General features: G+C 61.9%; 23 protein-coding genes. 11 read left to right on the top strand and 12 right to left on the bottom strand.

The annotated features are described in order from the left end of the window. Positions 1–9: 9 nt before the first annotated feature. Positions 10–1,071: an inorganic phosphate transporter gene (locus tag HS122_05110; protein MBE7537771.1), complete on the top strand. Its 1,062-nt coding sequence runs from the start codon at positions 10–12 to the stop codon at positions 1,069–1,071. Positions 1,072–1,144: 73 nt separating this feature from the next. Further along, on the top strand, positions 1,145–1,444 hold the full coding sequence (locus tag HS122_05105; GenBank protein MBE7537770.1) for a Dabb family protein: 300 nt from the start codon (positions 1,145–1,147) through the stop codon (positions 1,442–1,444). Positions 1,445–1,500: 56 nt separating this feature from the next. Here HS122_05105 and hflX read toward each other — a convergent pair whose 3' ends face one another. Beyond that, complete coding sequence (gene hflX, locus HS122_05100; GenBank protein MBE7537769.1) at positions 1,501–2,784, bottom strand: GTPase HflX; 1,284 nt, start codon at positions 2,782–2,784, stop codon at positions 1,501–1,503. Positions 2,785–2,864: 80 nt separating this feature from the next. On the opposite strand from hflX, the gene HS122_05095 reads away from it, so the two are divergent. Then, a complete protein-coding gene (locus HS122_05095) occupies positions 2,865–3,620 on the top strand; it encodes a GDSL family lipase (GenBank protein ID MBE7537768.1) in 756 nt (251 codons plus the stop codon). 228 nt (positions 3,621–3,848) lie between these two features. Here HS122_05095 and HS122_05090 read toward each other — a convergent pair whose 3' ends face one another. From HS122_05090 to HS122_05070, 5 genes are all read right to left on the bottom strand, one after another. Further along, positions 3,849–4,928: a lactonase family protein gene (locus HS122_05090; GenBank protein ID MBE7537767.1), complete on the bottom strand. Its 1,080-nt coding sequence runs from the start codon at positions 4,926–4,928 to the stop codon at positions 3,849–3,851. Positions 4,929–5,071: 143 nt separating this feature from the next. Next, a complete protein-coding gene (locus tag HS122_05085) occupies positions 5,072–6,133 on the bottom strand; it encodes a 6-bladed beta-propeller (GenBank protein ID MBE7537766.1) in 1,062 nt (353 codons plus the stop codon). Between the two features lie 39 nt (positions 6,134–6,172). Then, positions 6,173–7,003, bottom strand: coding sequence for an RDD family protein (locus HS122_05080; GenBank protein MBE7537765.1), 831 nt, complete (start codon positions 7,001–7,003; stop codon positions 6,173–6,175). A 44-nt stretch (positions 7,004–7,047) separates the two neighbouring features. Then, the gene (locus HS122_05075; protein ID MBE7537764.1) at positions 7,048–8,805 is read right to left on the bottom strand and encodes a response regulator; all 1,758 of its coding nucleotides are present in this window, start codon (positions 8,803–8,805) and stop codon (positions 7,048–7,050) included. Between the two features lie 7 nt (positions 8,806–8,812). Next, positions 8,813–9,331, bottom strand: coding sequence for a DUF4388 domain-containing protein (locus tag HS122_05070; protein MBE7537763.1), 519 nt, complete (start codon positions 9,329–9,331; stop codon positions 8,813–8,815). Positions 9,332–9,587: 256 nt separating this feature from the next. Between HS122_05070 and HS122_05065 the strand changes: the two genes are divergently transcribed. Further along, on the top strand, positions 9,588–9,776 hold the full coding sequence (locus tag HS122_05065; GenBank protein ID MBE7537762.1) for a hypothetical protein: 189 nt from the start codon (positions 9,588–9,590) through the stop codon (positions 9,774–9,776). Between the two features lie 125 nt (positions 9,777–9,901). Then, the gene (gene hflB, locus HS122_05060) at positions 9,902–11,770 is read left to right on the top strand and encodes an ATP-dependent zinc metalloprotease FtsH (protein MBE7537761.1); all 1,869 of its coding nucleotides are present in this window, start codon (positions 9,902–9,904) and stop codon (positions 11,768–11,770) included. 36 nt (positions 11,771–11,806) lie between these two features. Here hflB and HS122_05055 read toward each other — a convergent pair whose 3' ends face one another. Then, positions 11,807–12,793 (bottom strand): malate dehydrogenase, encoded by a 987-nt coding sequence (locus tag HS122_05055; GenBank protein ID MBE7537760.1) that lies wholly within the window; start codon positions 12,791–12,793, stop codon positions 11,807–11,809. Between the two features lie 112 nt (positions 12,794–12,905). Beyond that, positions 12,906–13,964 carry a 3-deoxy-7-phosphoheptulonate synthase gene (locus HS122_05050; GenBank protein ID MBE7537759.1) on the bottom strand — a complete coding sequence of 353 codons (1,059 nt, stop codon included), beginning with the start codon at positions 13,962–13,964 and terminating at the stop codon, positions 12,906–12,908. A 289-nt stretch (positions 13,965–14,253) separates the two neighbouring features. Here HS122_05050 and HS122_05045 point away from each other — a divergent pair, with 289 nt between their 5' ends. The 3 genes from HS122_05045 (at position 14,254) to HS122_05035 (ending at position 15,945) form a co-directional block, all read left to right on the top strand. Then, positions 14,254–15,162, top strand: coding sequence for a folate-binding protein (locus tag HS122_05045; protein MBE7537758.1), 909 nt, complete (start codon positions 14,254–14,256; stop codon positions 15,160–15,162). Between the two features lie 8 nt (positions 15,163–15,170). Beyond that, complete coding sequence (locus tag HS122_05040; protein ID MBE7537757.1) at positions 15,171–15,362, top strand: hypothetical protein; 192 nt, start codon at positions 15,171–15,173, stop codon at positions 15,360–15,362. 154 nt (positions 15,363–15,516) lie between these two features. Further along, entirely contained in the window at positions 15,517–15,945 is a 429-nt protein-coding gene (locus tag HS122_05035) for an SUF system NifU family Fe-S cluster assembly protein (protein ID MBE7537756.1), read from the top strand. Between the two features lie 6 nt (positions 15,946–15,951). Here the strand turns inward: HS122_05035 and HS122_05030 are convergent, their stop codons facing one another. The 3 genes from HS122_05030 to HS122_05020 all read right to left on the bottom strand — a co-directional run bounded on the left by HS122_05030 (position 15,952) and on the right by HS122_05020 (position 20,452). Beyond that, positions 15,952–17,136 (bottom strand): MFS transporter, encoded by a 1,185-nt coding sequence (locus tag HS122_05030; protein MBE7537755.1) that lies wholly within the window; start codon positions 17,134–17,136, stop codon positions 15,952–15,954. 207 nt (positions 17,137–17,343) lie between these two features. Beyond that, positions 17,344–17,958 carry a uracil phosphoribosyltransferase gene (gene upp / locus HS122_05025; GenBank protein ID MBE7537754.1) on the bottom strand — a complete coding sequence of 205 codons (615 nt, stop codon included), beginning with the start codon at positions 17,956–17,958 and terminating at the stop codon, positions 17,344–17,346. A gap of 34 nt (positions 17,959–17,992) precedes the next feature. Continuing rightward, positions 17,993–20,452 (bottom strand): penicillin acylase family protein, encoded by a 2,460-nt coding sequence (locus tag HS122_05020; GenBank protein ID MBE7537753.1) that lies wholly within the window; start codon positions 20,450–20,452, stop codon positions 17,993–17,995. A 198-nt stretch (positions 20,453–20,650) separates the two neighbouring features. Here HS122_05020 and HS122_05015 point away from each other — a divergent pair, with 198 nt between their 5' ends. After that, positions 20,651–20,956 (top strand): hypothetical protein, encoded by a 306-nt coding sequence (locus HS122_05015; GenBank protein ID MBE7537752.1) that lies wholly within the window; start codon positions 20,651–20,653, stop codon positions 20,954–20,956. Then, positions 20,950–21,390: a type II toxin-antitoxin system VapC family toxin gene (locus tag HS122_05010; GenBank protein MBE7537751.1), complete on the top strand. Its 441-nt coding sequence runs from the start codon at positions 20,950–20,952 to the stop codon at positions 21,388–21,390. Before HS122_05015 ends, HS122_05010 begins: the two co-directional genes overlap by 7 nt. Before the next feature lie 5 nt (positions 21,391–21,395). Here the strand turns inward: HS122_05010 and HS122_05005 are convergent, their stop codons facing one another. Beyond that, positions 21,396–21,674: a hypothetical protein gene (locus HS122_05005; GenBank protein ID MBE7537750.1), complete on the bottom strand. Its 279-nt coding sequence runs from the start codon at positions 21,672–21,674 to the stop codon at positions 21,396–21,398. A 118-nt stretch (positions 21,675–21,792) separates the two neighbouring features. On the opposite strand from HS122_05005, the gene HS122_05000 reads away from it, so the two are divergent. After that, the gene (locus HS122_05000) at positions 21,793–22,776 is read left to right on the top strand and encodes a transposase (protein MBE7537749.1); all 984 of its coding nucleotides are present in this window, start codon (positions 21,793–21,795) and stop codon (positions 22,774–22,776) included. Positions 22,777–22,827 lie beyond the last annotated feature (51 nt).

Below are 22,827 nucleotides of genomic sequence, written 5' to 3'. Positions count from 1 at the left end.
GACCGTCCCATGACGCTCTTCCTGCTGGTGCTTCTTGCGGCGTTGGTGTTCGAGTACATCAACGGTTTTCACGACGCCGCCAATGCGATCGCGACAGTGGTGTCGACGAAGGTGCTCTCCCCGCGGCAGGCGCTGGCGATGGCCGCCGTTTTCAATCTTGCGGGCGCCATGTGGGGAACGGCGGTGGCGACGACCATCGGTCGGGGACTGGTTGACATGCACGCGCTCACGATGGGCACCGTGCTTGCGGCCCTGGTGGGTGCGATCATCTGGGGGCTCTTCACCTGGTGGCTCGGCCTTCCATCGAGCTCCAGTCACGCGCTTGTGGGCGGGCTTTGCGGCGCGGCGGTGGGCACCAGCGCCGGGGACTGGCACGTGTTGCACTGGTCAGTCGTCGACGCAGCGGGAAAACACACGGGGCTGTGGCCCAAGGTGGTTCTGCCGATGGTGCTGTCGCCCTTGATGGGCTTCATCATTGGCGCGATCATCATGTTCGTTCTCTACGCTATTCTGCGGAAAGTGCGTCCCCGCGTGATCAACATCATCTTTGGAAAGCTGCAGCTTGTGAGCGCGTCCTGGATGGGATTCAGCCACGGATCGAATGACGCTCAGAAGACCATGGGCATCATTGCGCTGGCGCTGTTCACGGGGACGCAGGCCGGCGCCTTTGACCATGTGCCCTTCTGGATGGAATTTCTGCGCACCCCCGAGTTCAAGGTGGAGCGATGGGTGATGGTGCTGTGCGCGCTGACGATGGCCGCGGGCACGGCTGCTGGCGGCTGGCGCATCATCAAGACGATGGGGCACAAGATGGTGAAGCTGCAGCCTGTGCATGGCTTTGCTGCGGAGACGACGGCGGCGGTGATCATCCAGGCCGCCACGCACATCGGGGTGCCGCTTTCGACGACGCACGTGATTTCGACCTCCATCATGGGCGTGGGAGCCACCAAGCGGGCGAGCGCAGTCAAGTGGGGCGTAGTTTCCCGTATTCTTTGGGCGTGGGTCCTGACGCTGCCGATCACGGCGCTGCTCGGGTGGAGCACGCAGCGGCTGCTGAGCCTCTGGATCTAACGGAATAATCCGCCTTTTGAGTTGGAGTTTTTCGGGAGTTTCGATCGGCTTGGACCCGCTCTCAACCCTTTCCATGCTCGTTCACACCGTCTTCTTCTGGCTCAGACCCGACCTGACAGCCGCGCAATGCGCTGAATTTCGCAAGGGCGTCGAGTCGCTCGGCACGATCACGTCGGTCACCGCGGTCCACGTCGGTGCCCCTGCTGCAACCACGCCCCGGCCGGTCATCGACCGTTCCTATTCGGTTGGCCTCACGGTCATCTGCAGGGACGTTGCCGCACACGATGCCTACCAGGTGGATCCGATCCACGAGAAGTTCGTGAACACCTTCAAGACCTACTGGTCGAAGGTGCAGATCTACGACGCCGAGTAACGGGATCGACCGGCGTGCGGGTCGTCACTCCGTGCGGTGACGGAATCGCCGCGCGGTCAGTCTCCGTTGACGACAAACGGCGCAAAAATCGCCGACTGTGCCGGTGGAAAACGGCACTGCAGGAAAACGCCGTCGTCGCGCTGCTCCTCATGCTGCACGTGGCCGACCTGGTGAAGGCGGGCCACGATGTCATAGCGCTCATGCGGGATGAGCAGCGTGGACATGCAGAGCGTGTCGGCGATCTGCTCGAGGCAGCGGTCGACGAGCGCTGGCAGGCCCTCGCCCGTGCGCGCGGAAAGCCGGAGCGCCTCGGGTGCCAGGTGATGGGCGCGCGTGAGCGCCGCGCTGTCGGCCAGATCGACCTTGTTGAAGACGGTGATCATCGGTTTGTCGTCGGCCCCCAGTTCCTTCAGGACCGCCAGCGTGGTGGCGTGGTGGTGCGCGACATTCGGACTGGTGAGGTCGAGGACGTGAATGAGAAAGTCGGCGACAACGACCTCCTCAAGCGTGGCCTTGAACGCCTCGACCAGACCGTGGGGAAGACGGCGGATGAAACCGACGGTGTCGGTGACGAGCAGCTTCTGGTTTCCGCGGAGCTGAAGCTGCCGCGTTGTGGGATCGAGCGTGGCGAAGAGTTTGTCCTCGGCGAGCACGCTCGCGCCGGTGAGCGCGTTGAGCAGCGAGGATTTTCCGGCGTTGGTGTAGCCGACGATGGCGGCCGTGGGCACCGGGACGCGCTGGCGGCGGCGGCGCTGCGTTCCGCGCTGTTTGCGCACCTCGGCGAGCTCCGCCTTCAGGTGAACGATGCGATCGCGCACGATGCGCCGGTCCTGCTCGAGCTGCGTCTCGCCCTCGCCGCCGAGCGCACCCTTGCCGCGCTGGCGCGAGAGGTGGGTCCACGCGCGGGTGAGGCGCGGCAGGGAGTATTCCATGCGCGCCAGCGCGACCTGGAGCACGGCCTCGCGCGTCTGCGCACGGTCGGCGAAAACCTCGAGGATCACCTCCTGGCGGTCGATCACGGCGAGTTCCGAGAGCTCCTCCCAGTTGCGCTGCTGTGCCGGTGAAAGCGCCTCGTCAAAGACGATGACATCGGCGCCCTCGGCCTTGGCGAGCTCGGCGATTTCCTTCGCCTTGCCGGAGCCAAGAAGCAGCGCGGGAGTCGGTGTGCGGAGATTGACGAGGGACGACTGGCAGACGGTGAGCTTGAGGTTTTCCACCAGTTCGCGCAGCTCGCTGAGCAACTCCGCGCCCTCGCCAGGCGCCATGTCGGAGGTTTGCACACCCACGAGAAAGGCGCGTTCGAGTTTGGTGTTGGCCGGGGTGTCCAGGAAGTCTGCCATGAAGATGAACCGCCCAGTCAGCCCGAGGTTCGCCGAATCGTCAACTGAAGTGCGCCCGGAAAAAAGGATCTGGCCAGGGCATGGCGGGAGTGACAGTCTGCCGGCCGATGAAAACACCCCGTTTTTCCCGTGCCTTGTCCGGCCTGCTTCTCATGGCGGCCTTTGCGGTTTCCGTTCAAGCAAACACAGCGACGGTGCCTGTTCCGCGCGATGACAGATGGCTGGCGCGGCACAAGGGTTTCGTGGAGATTGCGAAGGCGGGCAATGTCGATGTCCTTTTCCTCGGCGATTCGATCACTGACGGATGGAGGACAAAGGGACTGGAAATCTGGAACGAGCGCTTTGCGCCGCTCAAGGCGGTCAATTTTGGCATAGGCGGCGACCGCACCCAGCATGTGCTGTGGCGCATTGACAATGGGGAGTTGGACGGAATTTCGCCGAAGGCCGTGGTCCTGATGATTGGCACGAACAACACGGGGTTTGAGCCTGACAAGACGACACCCCGCAATACAAATGCCGAGGTGGCCGAGGGGGTGCGTGCCATTGTGGAGCGACTGCGCGCCAAACTGCCGGATGCCAAAATTTTGCTGCTCGCGATTTTTCCGCGTGGTGAGAAGGACGCCCCGCAGCGCGCCCAAGTCAATGAGATCAACAAGATGATCGCGAAACTGAAGGATGGACAACACGTCGTGTTTCTCAACATCAACAAGCGCTTTCTCGAACCCGATGGCACGCTGTCGAAGGACATCATGCCGGACCTTCTGCATCCGAATCTGGCGGGTTACAAAATCTGGGCCGACGCGATCAAGGGACCGCTGAACAAGCTGCTGAAGTAGGGGCGGATCGATCGCACGTCGCTGACCGGCGGCGTGGGGTGATGGGCGTCCCCTGGGAATGACAAAGCATGCCCCTCCAACGGAGGGGTGGATGCAAGGCAAACGGGGGCAGGGAAAATGGAGGGGTGGGGACAAATGTTGGAGGGGCACGCTCCGTCGTGACCGGCTTGGAGATCGCGCGTGGCGTTGGAAACCAGCCACAGCCACCGCAGGTTGGAGCCGACTCGCCTACGGATAACTCTCAAACCGCACGCACACGGGCCGTGGCACGTTTGCGGTGCTGCCGGTGGCAGTGAGGGCGCCAGTCTTCGCGTCGATCCGGAAAACGCAGAGCGTGTCGCTGTCCTGATTGGCCGCGACGAGCCATCGGCCGTCGGGGGTGATTGCGAAATGCCGCGGCGTCCGTCCGCCCGTTGGCGTGGTGTCGAGAAACGTGAGCCTGCCCGACTTGTCGTCGCGGCTGAAGCGCGCGATGCTGTCGTGCCCGCGATTGGAGCCGTAGATGAAGCGCCCGCCGGGGTGCAGCGCGATTTCCGCCGTGGAGCTTTCTCCGGTGAAACCGGCCGGCAGCGTGCCCACGGTCTGCAGCGTCTTGAGCCCACCGGTCTTCTCGTTGAATGATGCCACGGTGATCGTGCTGACCAGCTCGTTGATCACATAGAGAAATTTTCCATCCTTGGAAAACACGGCGTGCCGCGGACCGCTTCCGGGTTCGATGGCGAGGTGATCGCCTGCGGATGCGGCGAGTCCTCCCTTTGCAGCATCAACAGCGTAGACCTTCACCTGATCGATGCCGAGATCGGGGATCACGACGAACCGGCCGTTCTTCGAGAACGTGACGCCATGGGCGTGGGGCGCTTCCTGGCGCGAGGCGTTGACTGACTTTCCGCTGTGCTTGATCAATGCGGAGCGCTGGCCGAGCGAACCGTTCTTCATGATCGGAAACCCGACGACCGCACCGCCACCGTAGATCGCACTGACGATCATCCTGCCGCTTGGATCTACGGCCAGATCCGGCGGATAACCCGCGTCCGTGGGAAGATCGTTGAGCGGGCGCAGCGTGTGATCCCTTCCGACGGAAAAGGAGCGGATGCGCCCCTCGGATTCATTGATCGCGTAGAGAGACTTCAGATCGGGGGAATAGGCGAGGAAGGAGGGATCCCGCGCCTCGGCGGCAAGGGACACCGGTCCCAGCCTGCCGGATTCCAGGTCGAGCGTTACGGCGTAGATGCCCTTGCTGGAGGTTTGAGAGTAGGTGCCGATGAACGCATGGATTTCCTTCGCGTTCGAAATGGAGGTGAGGGCCATGAGGCAGGAGAAAACAAGCGTGAGGGATGGTTTGACGTGCATGAGTTCGAAATTTCGCTCTCAGGATAATTCGATCAAAAATGCCGGGCGACGACAGGCAGGTCGACGGCAAATCGTGGGCGGCGGTGCGCGTTCGGATCGCCTCATACGCGCTCGAACTTCAACGGATAGGTTCTGCCCGATGCGAATTGCGCGACGTAGAGGCTTTGGTCGTCGTCGACGAGCAGGTCGTGCGGGTGTTGAAAGACTGAGCCATCGTGCGACATCGGGAGCAACCGGCCATTGTCGTCGTAGTGAGGAGGCAGTCCGCCGATGTTGGAAACAACACGGAAATTTTCGTCGAGGATTGAAATGAAGCCACGGCTGTTGCGGTCCGCGGGCCAGTTGTCGGCAAGGTGGGCAACGAAATAGTGCGTTCCGTATTTTCTAATCTGGCGGGGGTTGCCGCCCGGAAGTTCGATCCGCTCCAGATGATTCCCATCAAGATCGAGACGCAGGAGATAGCGCTGGTCGCTCATGGCGATCAACAACGAATCCGCGCCCTTGGGAAGCCGGTCAATCATGCCGCCGTGCGGACCCCAGTGAACGATGCCGCCCTCGGGTCCTCCGAAGATGCGGCGCTGCAAGCCGTCCGAGCCGTAATGGAGAATATAGTCGCGGCCGTACCCATCGAGGACGAAGAACTCACCGTTGTCGCGATGGAGGGTCCACGACGGCCGGTACTCGTCTGCCTTGGCGTACTTTCCGAGCGTTGATGGCCAGAGCCACTCATTGAGCACCTCACCATCAAGCGAAGTCTTCGTGACACGATTGGTTTTCAGATCAGTGATGTACAGGACCTGTCGTTTCCCCTCGTCGATCAGCGAAAGGCCGTGAGCGCCGGGAAAGGACGTGCCCCATTTGTGGACCAGCCTTCCCGCCTTGTCGTAGATGATGACGTTGTTGGTGACGTCGTCGGTCAGGAGAATCACATGACCCTGGCGATCTTGCGCCAGGCCGTGGCAGTTGTTGACTGGAGTGCGGGCATCGAGTTCGCCCCAGCCGGTCACCTGACGATACCGGAACACGCCCTGGCCAAGGGTCGGAAGCGCGGTGGTGTCTGCGAAGGAAATCCCGCGAAAACCGCAGCCGATTGCGGTGATTGCGGCCGTGCCGGCGGAAAGGCGGATGAACTGGCGGCGAGGAAGACTGTCGGAGGACGGCATGACGGTGAGTGCGCGTGTGCTCTTGTGGCGGGATTGAAGTCAGGCAGTGGCCTGCCCTGTGACGCAGACCACGACGGTGCCCGCAATGCGGTCCTCGACGGCCTGTCGGTTGGGATCCCAGAGCAGTTTGAGAAAGCCGGTCATGCCCATCGCGACACCTGCAACGTATCCACCGTGGCGCACGAATGCATCGAAGTACGTGAAGGCGGATCCGTCGGTTTTCAGCGCCTGGATGCCGAACAGCGCTTTGCCGAGGGTGCGGCCATGCCAGCTTCCGGCGAGCAGCGTAAAGTACACCCCCGACCAGCCGAATGTGACGCCGAGCGCGCCTGCCAGTGTGCGAGTTTGTCCGAGCCACGAACCCGCGGTTTTGCGCTGGGTTTCGTTGTCCTTCTTCAGTTCCTCCACCTGGTGCTGAAGTCGATCGACGACCGTGCGCACTTCTCCGTTTGTCGCGTTGGGCGGGAGGACGATGACCTCCCGCTGGGCCTGGCTGGGCTCGAATCCGGTCAGCGCATCGATCTGCAACCCGCGCTCCTTCAGCAAGGGGAGATGGCCGAGGGCGAGGACGGAAAGCACGATGACGATGGCGCCCATGGCGCGGCAGGCCCATCGAACGGCCTTCTTGGGGATCGGCGCTTCAGGATCGTTTCCAAACAGCACGATCAGCATGGCGCCGGTGGCGAGGCCGAGCCACGGGCCGGAGAGCAGGGAGAGCACCGCGACGACAACCATGTCCAGAAGAATGGAGAGCAGCCGCTTCCATGGAGTGGCGAGCGTGCGACCGATGACGGCTTGAGAAAGGGTGAATCCCCGCGGCGAGACGACCCCGCATTCCCTGTTTCCAGATTTTTCTCCGTCGGAGGCCATCCCTTCGATGGGAGGCGGTCTTTTTCAGGCGCGCAAGAATCTTCTCACGCGACAGCGACAGCGACCGCGGCCGCGGCCGCCGGAGGGCTGACGGGCGCGGGCGTTCTCGCGCTGAGAAGGTGGGCGACGCAGGACGCGAACTTGTCCATGCAGTCGAGCGAGGGGAAGCAGGAGACGCCGTCGATCTCGGTTTCGGCGCCCAGGGTGGCGATGGTGAGCGAAGGCTCGATGCGTCGAAGCTGCGCGATGAATTCCGGCAGCTCAAAGGGAGGAGTCGGCCCGCAGATGATCACGAATCTGGGCCTGACAGGTGCGAGCAGGATCCGCGCGATGGCCTGCAGGCCGTCAATCGCACTACGGGTGTCGATGGAAATGCCCGCGAAATGCGCCTCCATCGGGAGGCGAAGCCGGTCATCGGCGGCGATGATGAGGAATCCGTTTCGCGTGCGTGTCCCGACTGATGCGGCCGGGGCGCCTTCCGTCCGTTGAACGGCCTCGCTGCCGATTGAAAAGAGATCCGGTCCATTCGAAGCGAGAGCCCGGGTCAGATCCTCGTGGGTGACGCCCAGGGCCCGTGCCGCTTCGGCGGGACTCGGGGTGACGCGTATGGCGCGCTGCAGGTGCTCGCGCTGCGCTCTCGCAAGGGCGTCGGCGAGCGTCTCAATGTGGATTCCCCGAAAGCGCTCCGGGAGGTGGGAAAGGACCACCCGTGGAGAGCGCATCTGCGTGGCTGTCCAGTCGGCGACGGCCCGCAGCTCCGACAGATTGTCGGGCCAGCGATAGCCGCGGATGGCGGCCGAAGCCGCGGATTCAATCTGGAGATCCATCGACGCGAAGGGAAAGTCAGGCGACGCGCGAAGCACATCCGTGAAAATCGCGTCGATGTGCTCGACGAGATCACAGAGCGCAGGGATGGAGATGGCGCTTGTCGAGAAGCGGAAATAGAGGGACTCGTCGATCAAACCCTCCTCGAGCAGGAGGTCGGGATCGCGGCGGACGGTTGCAATCATCCGCGTGGGTGGCGTGCCCTGGAGCAGTCCGGTGAGTTTCGCCTGGTCGCTTGCAGGCAGTGAATCCAGGTTGAGAAGGACGAGGGTGCCTCCGCGGGCGGCGAGCGTGATCGGGCCGGGAAGACCATCCTCTCCAAAGAGCGCGGCCTTGGTGTCGGTGTCGCAGTTTTTCGCGTCGAGCACCTGCCAGGAAGCACCCGGGTTGGGAGACGCCTCGCGCCAGAGTTGAAGCGAGTCGGGGCAGATCAGTCCGGGCTCGGCGACGACCAGAGCGTTGCCAGGCTGGCGCATCATGCGCGCCAGTTTCGACCGTGTCGCGGCAAATGCGATGCCGGGGAAAAGAGCGGCAAGGGCATTGTTGATGGATGCCGTGGAATCGGATGGTGATGCGGACGCTCCAGCGGTGGAGGCCTGGGCGATTCCGGCCTGGACATTGAGGGCCTCCGCCGCGCGGTTCAGCACGCGGCGGATTTCCTCGATGCGGAACGGCTTGTGGACGACGTCGAACGGCTTGTGCGGCTGGCTCTCCACGCGCGCGTGAAGGTCGCTGCATGCGGATGCGAGGACAACCAGAAGGCGGGGAAACTCGTCGCGCACGACCGAGAGGAACTGGAACCCGTCCATGGGGACCATCTGGACATCGGAAATGACGAGATCGCAGGGTGCGGCGCGAAGCTGCTTCAGCCCCTCGTTGCCGTCGACGGCGTGCACGATGGTGTGGCCGGACGTGGTGAGCAGCATGCCCAGCAGCTGCGCTGTGGCGCGTTCGTCTTCGAGAATCAGGATGCGCATGTCGGGATCAGGCGGCGATGCGTTTGGCGAACGCGTCGATCATGTCGCGGGTGCTGCCCTGCAGCGATCGCATGTTGGTGTCGGGATGTCCGGATTTGAAATGGTAGGAGGAGGCCGGGAGCGACGTGGCGCGCTGCCATGCGTTCTCACCGCGGGTGGTGTCGGAGGACTGGGCGTCGATCACATGACCCTTGAGGAAGTGGATGGTGACGGAAACGCCACCGGGAACCTCCAGCCGGAGATCGCCTGACTTGGCCGTGAGGTGGAGCGAGCGCATGATTTCCAGGAGGACCGGCGGCGTGCAGGGCCCGATGCATCCGGGCGCCTTTGTCTCGGCGATCACGGGAAGACCGTTGGACAGGGCGGTTGCCTGCTGAACGGCGCGCTTGGCATCCTTGAGCCAGCCTGCATCGGCATATCCGGCGGCCAGCTTCAGGTAGCCCTTTGCATCCGGAGCCGTGGCCAGCTTGCGTTCGATTTCACTCAACTCCCAGAGGAGGTCGATGGAAGGTGACGAGGTTTCCATGAAGGTACGGCGCGCGCGCCGGATGCCTCGAAGAGTGGAGGCGGACGCGCACCGTTTGATCGGCATGGTTTGGTCGAAATTTATCGGTTTCCCTTAAACAATCCGTGGATTCCGGGGATGCCGCCCGGGGGCGCCCTCAGGCACCCCGGGGAATATTCCCGGGATCGGCTGAGGGATAGTGTTCATACGAGTTGCATGCGTGTTGTATGACACTGGAGGAGCTAAACTTGCGCGTCGGAAAGACGATATTCCCGGCATGAACTCAGTGACGTCAGTCAGCACGGTGCCGCTGCTTCCGGTGGACATCGCATCGTTGTACGACGTGGAGGTGGCAAGGAAGGTCCAGGACATGGTGACCCTGGAAGGACATGCCGCCCTCAAGTTGATCAACGAGGTGGCGATAGCCTCCGACGAGAAACCGGCATTGTTGGACGAAAAGGCGTGAGCATCGCTCGCGTCTGACGGTTGGTCCGCGAACAGGGAGGTTCGCGCAGGTGGGGCTGCGTCCGGACGGTGATGCGGCCCAAAACCCGCCTAAATCTGAAGTGCGGTGCGCCGAGTAGGAAGGGAGTGAATAGAAACGTCATCGCGTGGATTTCAGCGGGGGTCGGGTTGTTCGCCGCATTCGCATGCCTTGATGTCTACCTGACGCACAAGCAGCCGGATCCGGCCGCGCTTTCAAAGGGAATCCGGCAGGTTTCGATGGCTGAGTTCATGGAGAAGGTCAGGGCGGGCGACTATTTGTCGGGGAAAATTGGATACTTCTCGGGTTCGCAGGGCCTGGCTGAGGTTCGGGCGGAGGCGATCGGCGCGCCGTTTGTTGAGGTCGATGGCAGGCGCCGCCCGGAGATCGTGCGCAGCACGGGCCGCCTGACCGACGCGGACATCACGCTGCTGCGGGAGCGGCGTTTTCTCGAAGGCGATCTGGCCTGGCTTCGCGGGCAGGGCGGTGGAAAAACGGTCGCGGAGCTCGCGCTTCCGGTCGTGGACGGCCTCACCCAGGTGCTAGGGATCACGCTGCTGTTCGTGGTCGCCGCCTTCGTGCTGATGAAGCTGGCGGGTCGCAATCATGCCTTTTCGTCCAAGGCGTTTCAGCCGGTGAACTCGAGCGTGCGCTTCTCTTCGGTTGCCGGCTGCAATGAGGCCAAGGAGGAGGTTTCGGAAATTGTCGAATTTCTGAAGGCGCCCGAGCGCTTTCGCGCGGCCGGAGGGCGGATGCCCAAGGGGGTTCTCCTTGTGGGGCCGCCTGGAACGGGAAAAACGATGCTGGCGAAGGCGGTGGCGGGGGAGGCGAGGGCGAAATTCTACAGCCTTTCGGGGTCTGATTTTGTTGAACTTTACGTGGGCGTCGGAGCCTCGCGCGTGCGCTCGCTCTTCAAGGAGGCGCGCCGCAACGCTCCCAGCATCATCTTCATCGACGAAATCGACGCGGTGGGACGCCAGCGCGGGAGCAGCGCCTCCGGAAACCAGGAGCATGAGCAGACGCTGAACGCACTGCTGGTGGAGATGGACGGTTTCTCGTCCGACGACGCCGTCGTGGTCTTTGGCGCGACGAATCGCGCGGACATCATCGACAAGGCCCTGCAGCGTCCGGGGCGGTTCGACCGCCAGGTGTACGTCGGGCTGCCCGACCTGCGCGGACGCGAGGAGATCCTCAAGGTGCATGCCGCTGCGGTGAGGCTGGACGCAAGTGTCGACCTGGCCGAGGTGGCCAAGGGCACGTCGGGATTTTCGGGAGCCGATCTGGCGAATCTCATCAATGAGGGGGCGCTGCATGCGGCCCGGCACAATCGGACGACGGTGCTGCGCTCCGACCTTGAGGAGGCGCGCGACAAGATTTCCTGGGGTCGTGAAAATACGCGCGTGATGACGGAGGAGGACCGGCGCGTGATCGCCTTTCACGAGGCGGGTCATGCGCTCATGCAGGTGCTGACCGGCGACGGCAGTGTGACGCTGCACAAGGTGACGATCATCCCGCGCGGAGGTTCGCTTGGCAGCACGCACTTTTCACCCGAGCGCGACCTCGTGAATTTCTCGCGGGATCAGATCATCGCACGGATCAGGTGCCTGATGGCGGGGCGCGTGGCGGAGGAGGTTGCGCTGGGTCGCATCACCAGCGGAGCATCCGCGGACATCCAGCAGGCGACGGCGCTGGCGCGGCAGATGGTGTTTGAGTGGGGAATGTCACCCCTCGGATTTCTCGCGTTGAGCCGACCGGATTCGAGCGAGCCGCTCGCCAGTGCGCAGACCGTGCATGAGGCTGAGCAGCACATGAAGTCGCTGCTGGCCGAACAGTATTCTCATACGCTGGATCAAGTGCGGGAGCATCGCGTGGAGCTTGATGCCATAGCCCGGGCTTTGATCGACAAGGAGACGATCCTGGGCGACGAAGTTCGCGAGCTGATTGCTGAGGCCAGCCCTGCGGAAGCGGCTTCCTGAAGAGCGCGAAGAGTCCGCTTCCGCGATGACAGTATGTCAACCGAGCATGTCGACGACCATGGAGCGCTCCTCGACGAGCTCCTTGTTCGTCGCGGCGATCTTTGATTTCGCGAAGTCGTCCATGGCGTAGCCCTGGATGACCTCGTAGCTGCCGGGCGTGGTTGTCCTGACCGGCATGCCGGCCCAGACGTTTGGATCGAAGCCGTAGGCGCCGTTGGACTTCACCGCGACGGAGTGAATGGCGCCTGGAGTGACGAGGCTGCGGACGTGGTCGACGAGGGCGTTTGCGGCTGAGGCGGCCGAGGAGGCGCCGCGTGCGGCGATGATTGCGGCTCCGCGTTTGCCGACTGTTTCGCAGAAGGGGCCCTGGAGCCAGGTGGCGTCGTTGATGACCGAGGAGGCGGGTTTGCCGCCGATCGTGGCGTGGGCAAACGCGGGGAACATCGTCGGGCTGTGGTTGCCGTAGATGAAGATGTTCTGGACGGTGGTCAGGTCGACGCCGGCCTTCTTCGCGAGCTGGGTTTGCGCGCGGTTCTGGTCCAGCCGAACCATGGCGGTGAAACGATCGGGAGTGAGTCGCCGCGCCTGACTGGCGGCGATCATGCAGTTGGTGTTTGCCGGATTGCCGACGACGGCGACACGGGCGTCCGCAGAGGCGACTTCATCGATGATGCGGCCCTGCCCGATGAAGATTTTTCCATTGTCCTTGAGGAGGTCGGCGCGCTCCATGCCGGGACCGCGTGGTTTGGCGCCGACCAGCAGGGACCAGTTGGCGTCCTTGAAACCGACCCGGGCGTCGTCGGTCATGACGATTCCCTTGAGCAGCGGGAATGCGCAGTCGTCGAGTTCCATGGCGACACCCTCCAAGGCCTTCATGACCTTTTCGATCGGTGCCTCGATCAACTGGAGGATCACCGGCTGTTCGGGTCCGAACATCGCGCCTGAGGCGATGCGGAAAAGGAGGGAATATCCGATCTGGCCGGCGGCACCGGTCACAGCGACACGTAAGGGAGCTTTCATGATTGATGAGAGGAGCGAGTGTACGAAGTGCGAGGCTGTGGAGGCAATCCCTGCCTGCCGCTTTTGGAGAATGATGCCGGAGATGTCCTGCGTCGGCGGAACTCCGCCTGGTTCCCTATTTGCTGAAGCGCGGTGCCAGAGCTGCGTGGATTTCGCGGACGAGCGATTCGGTGGTCGCCCAGTCGATGCAGCCGTCCGTGATGCTGACTCCGTAACGAAGGTTTTCCCGGGGCTGTGGGAACGGCTGGCTGCCGGCGCTCAGATTGCTTTCGACCATGGCACCCATGATGGACCGGTTTCCGGAGGCGATCTGGGCAAGCAGCGTCCGCATGACCTCGGGTTGACGTTCGGGCTTCTTGAGGGAGTTGTCGTGGGAGCAATCGACGAGGATCGAGAGGGGAAGTCCCGCCTTTTCGAGCGCGGTTTCCGTCTGTGCAATGTGCTGCGCGGAGTAGTTGGGGCCGGCGGATCCGCCGCGAAGCACCACGTGGCAGTTGGGGTTGCCGCGGGTGACGACAGCGGAGGCGGCGCCATTGACATTGATGCCGAGGAAAGTCTGGGGCTGCGAGGCGGCCTTGATGGCGTTTATGGCCGTCTGGATTCCACCGTCGGTTCCGTTCTTGAAACCGAGGGGCATGGAAAGGCCGGACGCCATCTGCCGATGGGTCTGGGACTCGGTCGTGCGGGCTCCAATGGCGCCCCAGCAGATCAGATCGGCGACGTATTGGGGGGTGATGGGGTCGAGGAGCTCGGTTGCGGTTGGCAGACCCAGATCGAGGATATCGCGGAGAAAGGCGCGGCCAGTGCGAAGCCCATGGGCGATGTCGTGCGTTCCGTCCAGGTGCGGATCCATGACGAGGCCCTTCCAGCCGACGGTCGTGCGCGGTTTCTCAAAATAGACCCGCATGACGATCATGATGCGATCGGAGACCTCGCGGGAGAGGTTGGCCAGCCGCCTGCCGTAGTCGCGGCCGGCTTCGACATCATGGATTGAGCACGGGCCGACGATCAGGAGGAACCGCTTGTCATCCGTGAATATGAGACGCCGGATCTGGGAACGAGCTTCGGTCACGAAGGCGGACTGTGTCGCAGATTTCGGAATTTCGGCCAGCAGCTCCGCCGGAGATGGCAGGGCACGGTTCTCAACGACATTGATGTCGGACGTAACATGCATGACCTGCCAAATTGGCGGATGGAGGGCGATCCACGCAAGCCCGTCATCGGAGTCGGCTGGAAGCCATTCAGGATTGCCAAAGGCGAATCGAATAAAAAAAGTTGGCCGGTCGCCTACCCCTAAGCGACCGGCCATTTGCTTTCTTAGTTACCCCAAAACTCCCGCTATGCGGGAGAATCGAAAAATCTGATGGTCCAAGTGATACACCGGCTGCATCCCATGTCAAACGAAAGTTTGGTAATTTTCGTGTAAGGATTCTTAATATACTTATAGCTAGTAATTTAAATACGTGAATATTTCAGAAAACCCCTCCGGCCTCTTTGAATATCGCCCTGCCGCATGGCTGAAGGTGACGGGAGACGATGTGCTCGATTTTTTGCAAAGTCAAGTGACGCAGGATTTAAGGTCACAGGAAGCCGGGGCCGTTTCGTATGCTCTTTGGCTTTCCCAGAAAGGGCGGCTTTTGGCGGATAGTTTGATTTTCAAAATCAGTGATCATGAATTTCGGATTCTCAGCCATGGCACATCCGGAAGTTTTTTTCGCGAACGAATGGAGACCTATATCGTTGCTGACGACGTCATTGTCGAAGATTTTTCTTCGGTCTGGCATGGGGTGCTGGCGTGTGGTGAGGCAGCGGTCCGGTGGGTTTCAGATTCCACGGGAGCCATGCTGCGTTCCAAGAAATTTCATCGATCTGGCGGGGGTTTTCTTTTCAGTGGTCGGCGCGGAATTGAACCAAGCGTGGAGTGGATATCGGAGACGAAGCTGCTCCTTCCGCAGCGGGCGGATCCCTTGCTCGGGGTGGAGGCGGTGGATCGCGGCCGCATCCTTGCGGGCATTCCGGCGGTGCCGGCGGATGTGGGGCCTGGCGAATTGCCGCAAGAGGCGGGTTTGGAGGAGTCTGCCATTTCTTTTTCCAAGGGATGTTACCTTGGCCAGGAGACCATGGCGCGGCTGAGGTCGATGGGGCAGATTCGCAGGAAGTTGATGCGTGTGGTTGGGGAAGGGCAAAGACCAGCGGAGCAACCTCATGCGTTGTACCAAGGAGCGGCACGCATCGGTGAACTCCGGACAACGGCATCGCTTTCAGCGGGAGGGTATGTGGGATTTGCACTCATCGTACTTCGTGGATTTGATCCGGCACAGGGGCTGTCGCTTGAACCGAACGGACCGGAACAATTGCGGGTGTTTCAGTGATGATTGAGATGACCGAGCACGAACAGATTACGCGGTTGCTTGAGAATCTTGGAGCGGCGCGGGCGCAGGCACAAACCATGGCGTCGCAGATTCAGAAACGCTGCGATCAATGGGTGATTGAACGAGGGATTGATCGCGAGGAGGCCATGGCTGCGCTGCTCGAAAAGGTTGTCAAGGGACGAAAAGGAGAAACTCCGTAGGCTGGACGCTGGGAATGTCGGGCGTTCGATTCGAGATCAAGGGGACGAACCTTCAAACCAGGCACGACGGAGCGCACCCATGCTCACGGTTGAAGATTTCCGCAATTTCCTCATTGGTAGAGAGTCGCCACCGCATATGGTGGCCCATGCATTCATGAGCGATCTCTCCGACCTTTATCAGCAAGTCATTCTGGATCACAACCGCCGCCCCAGGAACCGGGGGGTGCTTCCAACCGCCAACCGCGTGGCGCACGGTGACAATCCGACCTGCGGTGACCAGTGCAGTGTCTATTTGCGGATGGACGGCGATCGCGTCGCCGAGATCAGTTTCGACGGTCAGGGGTGCGCCATATCACAGGCGAGCGCTTCACTGATGACCACCCAGGTCAAGGGCAAGACCACCGGCGAGGCCCAGGCGCTTTACGATCAGTTCAAACAGATTGTGACATCGGGCGAAGCGCCGGAGGAGATCAGCGACCTTGCAGCCTTTGCCGGGGTCCATGCTTTTCCGGCACGGATAAAGTGCGCCACGCTGGGCTGGCACGCGGCGCTCGAGGCCATGCGAGGGCCGCCAACCCATTGATCGAACCTAAGCCGGCAGGGGTTTGCCCTTGGTCTCGGGTGCGAACCAGATCACTATCATGCCCAGAATGTAAATGAGCGTGATGATGGCACCAGCGCGGGCGTAGCTTCCGTTGAAGGACTGCATAAGCTGACCCATGTAGAGCGCCCCGAAGGCGGCAAAAATGCGTCCGGTATTGTAGGCGACACCCTGTGCGGTTGCCCGGATGCGGGTCGGGAACAACTCCGGCAGGTAGAGCGGCAGCCAGCCGTAAAATGCGGCCGTTGTCATGCCCGCAAGGAACGTAAGCGTCAGAAACTTGGCGCCATAGGCGTCTGTTCCTCGAAACAGCAGGGCGCAAACCACGAGAGAGGCCAGACACAGGGTGAAGTACACCGCTCGCCGCTTGAATAGTCCGCCGAGCCAGCCTCCGCCTATGCAGCCGAAAATCGCGCCGCCTCCGCTAAGGAGTCCAGTCCAAGCCTTTGCCTCGGGATCCACCCCCCCCGTCAGTTGATCGGCCCAAAGCGGAAGCCACTGCACGGATCCCCAGGTCCCGATCAGCACGATTCCCGAGAAGGCTATGCCGAGTATCATTGTGCCCCGGTAAGGTCCGGAGAAAACCTCCTTGATGGGGCGGGTCGGTTCAGCCTTAGCCGCCTGCTCCCATTTTTCGGATTCCGGCACGAACATGCGCACGATGAATGTCAGCAGCGCAGGCGCGGCGCCCACGATGGCAACCCAGCGCCAGGAATGCTGGGTAACGTGCACGAAGAGGCCGACGATCGCGATCAGGGCGAAACCAATATTTGCGGCCGCGCCGATGATGCCGGCGAGCATGGGGCGGAACTTTTCCGGCCAGACCTCCATGACAAGCGCCACTCCGAGGGACCATTCGCCACCCATGCCGAGCGCGGCGATGAAGCGGATTATTGTGAGCTGCTCGGGGGTTTGGACGAAGTAGGTGAAACCCGTGAAGAGGGAATAGGTAAGAATGCTGGCAGCAAGGGCATGGACGCGCCCGATCTTGTCGCCCAGCCATCCGAAGATCAGTCCGCCAGCCGCAGCTCCCAGCAGAAATGCCGCTGTGATGACACCCATCCAGTAGCCGACGAAGTTGTCGGCAGCCCCCGTCGCCGACACCACGTGCATTTCGAGCAAGGCCGGCCGGGCGATCAATGGAAACAGGCCCATTTCCAGCCCGTCGAACATCCAGCCAAGAAAGGCTGCGAGTAGAACGGCGCCGAGTTTTCGGGATTGATGGGGGGAACTCACGTGAGGTTTGTCTATTTGAGGTTGTTTTGCCGAGGCGGAACCATGCTCTGAGGGCAATGTGTCCGTCACGGAATGGGACCAAAAAGCGGATCATCACCGCTCATCGCGGCAAGTCACGCATGTTCGATGGAGTTTTTCACTCTCTCAGGTTCCGTAAAGCCGATCGCCAAAATCCCCGAGACCGGGCAGAATGTATTTCTTCTGGTTCAGTTCGCGGTCATGCGCCGCAGTGAAGATGGGCACTTCTGCATGCGCCTGATGCACCGCCTCCACTCCCTCGGGAGAACTGACGATGCAGACAATCCGGACGTCGGTTCCGCCGTTCCCCTTGATTGAATTCAACGCGTAGACCGCGCTTCCGCCACTGGCGAGCATCGGATCGACAACGACGATGCGGCGTCCCGTCAGTTCCGGCAGTTTGCAGTAGTAGCTTCGGGCGATCGCCGTGGTATGATCGCGTTCAAGTCCGATGTAGCCGACGCTCACATCCGGGAAGAGATCGAGAAACGCCTGCACCATGCCGAGCCCCGCGCGCAGGATGGGGATGACCACGACTGGCTGCGCAAGCACAGGGCTCATCATGGATTCGAGCGGTGTTTCGATCGGTACCTTGCGCGTGACCATGTCTCTGCTGGCCTCGAGGGCCAGAAGCACGCTGACCTGGTTTGCCAGTGTTCGAAAGGTCGCGGGTTTCGTGGTGCGATCGCGCAGGTGAGTCATGATATGCGCGCCCAAGGGGTGATCGAGAACGTGAAGCATGGTTGTCGTGGGGTGGAACCGGCCGGACAGCGACTCAGGGGGTCAATGTCAGCGTGTGCATTTTCGGGCCTGGCAGAAATGGCGTCGGATCACCGCGCACCCACGCCTGATGTCCCGCGCGATAATACGGGGAAAGCGGATGACCGGACTGGCCTGCGGGCATGTGAAAGATTCCATCCTTCTCGTTTCCCGGGGAAACGACCATCCTTTCGCTGGCTCCCTCCCGTCTGCTCTGGACGCGCGGCATGTCCGTATCGCCAGGCAATTCCTGCGCCGGCATGTCGATGAACTTGGCGAGGAATCCGGGAAGACCGTGGCTGAGAGGGTGATGAATGGTGACGGTATTGAGTTTTCCCAAAGTGGCTTGTTCCAGTGTGTCCCCTGACTCTCTTACGGACGCAGTGACATCATCGACTGCCGCAAGAAGCAGATCTTCCCACGTGGCGTAGCTGCCCGCCAGGAGGTGCAGGGGCTTTTGTTCCAGCAGCGCCCACAGTGGCTCCTCAAAGGGAAGCGAGCGGAAGTTGAAGCCGTCCCACTGCTCCCGGCAGGATTCAAATATCGGATCCATGACGCGAGATGCGACGCGTTGACGCCAGGTTCGAACAAGACGGTAGCTCACACTGTCGACGGTGGCACGCCCCTGCCAGTTTTCGATGAGTTTGCGAATGGTGGCGCGGTCGGGGTGCATGGCAACTGCGGCAGGGGTCAGCACGTGGAGAAGCCTTTGCTGCCAGCGGTCCAGGAAGCGGCCGCGGACATCCAGCGCAATGTCGAGGAATGCAGCCGGTTTGATCGGGCTTTCGGAGGATTTTGCCGCGAGGTCCTGCACGAGATCCCGCACGCGGGACGCGCGGGCCGGGGCATTGCAGCCGCCGTCTCCCAGCTTTTCAAAATCTTCGCCACCGAGCATGCGTTGATTGGCACTCCAGAGCGACGCACCCGCATGAACGCGGCGAACGGGCGCCTCTTCGGGCGAAAGCAGGCCGTCCCAGCCTCGATCGGCGTAGGCCCATGAGATCGGCAGCCGTCCATCAAAACCAACCCGCCGTGGCAGGCGTCCGGCGATTGTCCAGGCCAGCGCACCCGTGCGATCGGCCACAAGGAAGTTCGACGCCGGGATTCCGGCAACATGCGCTATGGCGATGGCGTCGTCGACAGTGCGCGCGGTCTCAAGGCCCATCAAGCCGAGATTGATCGTCCCGGGCTCGCGGAGCACCCACTTGAACGCGAGCGGTCGATTGCCTGCGGTCTTGCCGACGACCGGCCCCCAGCGGGTCCAAGGCGTCCTGATTTCCACATCGGGTTCTCCCTTAACATGGATGATCTGAGTGCGATATTCGAAGTCCAGGACCTTGCCATCATAGAGGTAGAGCATGTCCGGGGTGACCTCATCCGGCTGAACCTGCACGAGATCGCTGCTGTCGGCGTAGCTGTTCGTGAATCCCCAGGCGATCGAGCCATTGCTTCCAACAACAATGGCTGGCGTGCCGGGAAGCGTGACACCCGTGACGTCGTGCGTCGGTGCGCTGGATCCGGGGTCAGTCCACTGGAGTCTCGCACGGTACCAGACATTGGGAACACCCAGAGTCAGATGCATGTCGTTTTCGAGCGTTGCAGGGCCTCCGGTGGCGGGGCCGGCGATGCCAAGGCAGTTTGATCCCGGCCGGAATTCTGGATCGCTTTCGAACCAGCGGTCGAAGGGGTTCGACACGGTGCTCGTTTCAAGAAAAACCGTCGCTTTGTCGGGAGCCTTGCGCATGCCCCGGAGATCGAGGATGCGCGGCCCGGGTGGCGGTGGCAGGGGCGCTGTGGTGCCGTCCAGCGCGGCGTCTGCTGGACCGATGGCTGGTGCGAAAAACTCCAGGCCGGCGCGGCCGAGCTGGTTGCGCAGCACCATCAGGGTGTGCTCGTAGCCGCCGGTTTCGTCCTGCAGGTCCAAAGCCATGGCGTAGATGCAAAGCATGGTGTCCTCGGGCAACCAAGGGCGGGGATCGGTGCGCAGGGCGAGATATTCCCATGGCCTGCCGGCAAAGGCGTCCAAGGCGGCATTGACCCCTGACGTGTACGATTCAGCCAGCTGCCGCTCCCCGGGTGAAAGTTGCGAGAGCATCCGGGCGGAAAGCGCACGCAGTTCGTGCACCCGCACACTCTGATCCAGCGGGAGCGCGATCGGGCCGAAAAGCTCGGCGAGTTCACCGGCAGCCCGCCTGCGTGACAGATCCATCTGGAAGAAACGATCCTGTCCGTGGGCATATCCCAGTGCCCGTGCGAGATCGTTGCGGCTGGCGCCGCGCAGGGTTGGCACACCGAGGGCATCGCGCTCGATGGTGACGGGGGCGGAGAGTCCCGCGACGGCCCTCGAGCCGTCAAGGGCGGGAAGGGTTGCGCGAAACCTTGACCAGGCCCAGGCAAAGAGCGAGAGAGCGACAAATACGACGGCGCAGAAGACAACCCCGGTTATGCGGAGGCGGCGTTGGATCGGTGAGAGCATGGTCTGGCAGTGGCGGCTGTCGCAACGCATGAAGCAGATGAGCGTGCGCGGGCGGCGAGTGATCCCGGGTTTGTGGCAGGCATGGCTCGCGAGTGCGACACTTTATGACATGCGGTGTGTTTTGCCGCCGATGGCGGATATCCGTGGTGCAGGACGTCGCGCTGACGTTCCATGCGGGAACCTGGACCGTCGAAATCAATGTCTCGCAATTCAAGTGTCACTGTGACACTTGACCTCTGCGCCCGGTCGCGGCACGATCCGTGCATGACGACGATCACGATCAAGGAGCTTCATGCCCGGACCGGTGCGCATGTGCGCCGGGCGGGAAGTGCGCCGGTGAGGATCACCGATCGTGGCAGACTTGTGGCGGTGATATCGTCGCCGGATGCCCTGCCACCTCGAAAGCGGAGGCGCACGATTCTTCCGGAATACGCGGGGTTGTTGAAGAAGACGGCTGGCAGAAGCGTGCTTGATGATCTTGAAGCCATTCGTGGTGAGTGCTGACCGTGATCTTCTGCGACACCTCGACGCTGGCCAAGTTCTACGTCACTGAGTCGGAGTCCGTGGCGGTCCGCACGCGGTTGGATCGCGAGGAGCGGGTGCTGGCGTCCGAGCTGGCGAAGGTGGAATTGATGGCCGTGTTTCATCGCCGTCTGCGCGAGAGGAGCTGGACGCGGACGGAATTTCTCGCGGTGGTGCGGCAGTTCACGAAGGACGATGTTGCAGGATACTGGGGTTGGATTCCTCTGGAAACCGCGCTCATGAACCAGGTCGCCAGGGTGTACGACACGCTCCCTGAAACGGTGTTTCTCCGGACGGCGGACTGCATTCATCTCATCACTGCGCTGCAGGCCGGCCTGACCGAGATCCACACGCATGACCGCCACCAAATCCAGGCCGCCGCGGGCCTCGGGCTTTCCGTTGTGACGATCCGCTAGCGGCTTTACCGGCGCCAGCAATACAGCGCGGTGCAGACGCCGGCCATCCCGAGTGTGGGAAGGATGATCCAATCGGGGTGGAACGGCACATGGTAGTGCCGCATGGCCCACCACACGAACGCGCACTTCAGCACCACCGCGATCCAGCCCCAGAGAAGGAATTTTTCGACCCGCCTGCTGCGGGGCTCGGTGCGCCGCACCTGAACCTCCTTCACGAACGCAACATCGTAGGCCTGCGACGGAGGGTCGCTTCGAGTCAGGAGCCGGATCAAGTTTGCGAACATGAATTCATCCTGACGCTATTCCCATTTGACAGAAAGGAAAGTCCGCTCCCAGAAGAAAAAGGGTCAGCCCCTAATGTTTGTGGTCGACACACGCGCCGCCCCGAAATTGAGATGGTGCATGGCCAGAAAACCACGTGTGCAGTTTGCTGGGGCGATTTATCACGTGATGAATCGTGGAAACTACAAGGAGGACATGTTCGCCACGCCGGGTGCCGCGCAGGCCTTTGTGGACTGCTTGTGGGAGACCTGCGAACAGACAAAGTGGAAGGTGTATGCCTATTGCGTGATGCGGAATCACTATCACCTGGCCATTCAAACCCCGGAGGGAAATCTGGTGGAGGGGGTGCACTGGCTGCAGAGCACGTTCGGCAACCGGTTCAACCGCTTTAGGCGGGAAAACGGACGGGCGTTTCAGGGGAGATACAAGGCGATCCTCATAGAACCGGGCATGCGGCTGCTGTACCTGACTTGTTATCTGCATCTGAATCCGGTCCGCGCGCGCATCATTCCCTTTGAACAAGTGGCCGATTTCCGCTGGAGCAGCTACCGGGCTTTCACGCGATTGAAGATGAATGAACGTCCGGCGCCGCTTGCGGCGCAACCCTGGCTGTCGGAACTCGGTGGAGCGCGCGACAACAAGGACGGATGGAAAGTGTATCACAGTTACCTGGAGCGGATGTCGGAAGAGCGGAAGCTGCGGGCGGAAGCGGGTTTCGATGAAATGAGCCGGGGATGGGTGTTCGGCAGCGACGACTATCGGCGGGCGCGCCTGAATGATCTTGCTGTGCAACATGAGGCGAGAGACTGGGGTGGAGCTGAACTGGCCGAAATTGCCCGTGCCAAATGGGAGCGATCTCTGGACGAGGGTCTCGAGTGCCTGCAAGGGAGTCTCGAAACTGTAAAACGTGAGTCGAAATCCGCGGACTGGAAGGTAGCTTTGGCGACGTGGATGAAAACCCATACGACGGTGACCAACCGTTGGCTTGGTGAACGACTCCACATGGGGGCACCGGATGGCGTCAGCCGGTACTGCTCGGAGTGCCGGTCGGGTCAGCGGGCGGGTGCGCTGAAGATCTTGGCGAGACTTGACCACAAAGATTAGGGGCTACCCCCATCATGCCTGGTGGGCTCGACGGGGGTACACCTTGGGCGA

It is taken from the genome of Opitutaceae bacterium (assembly GCA_015075305.1).
Classification (GTDB): domain Bacteria; phylum Verrucomicrobiota; class Verrucomicrobiia; order Opitutales; family Opitutaceae; genus UBA6669.
This window is presented reverse-complemented; position numbering and strand designations above follow the sequence as displayed.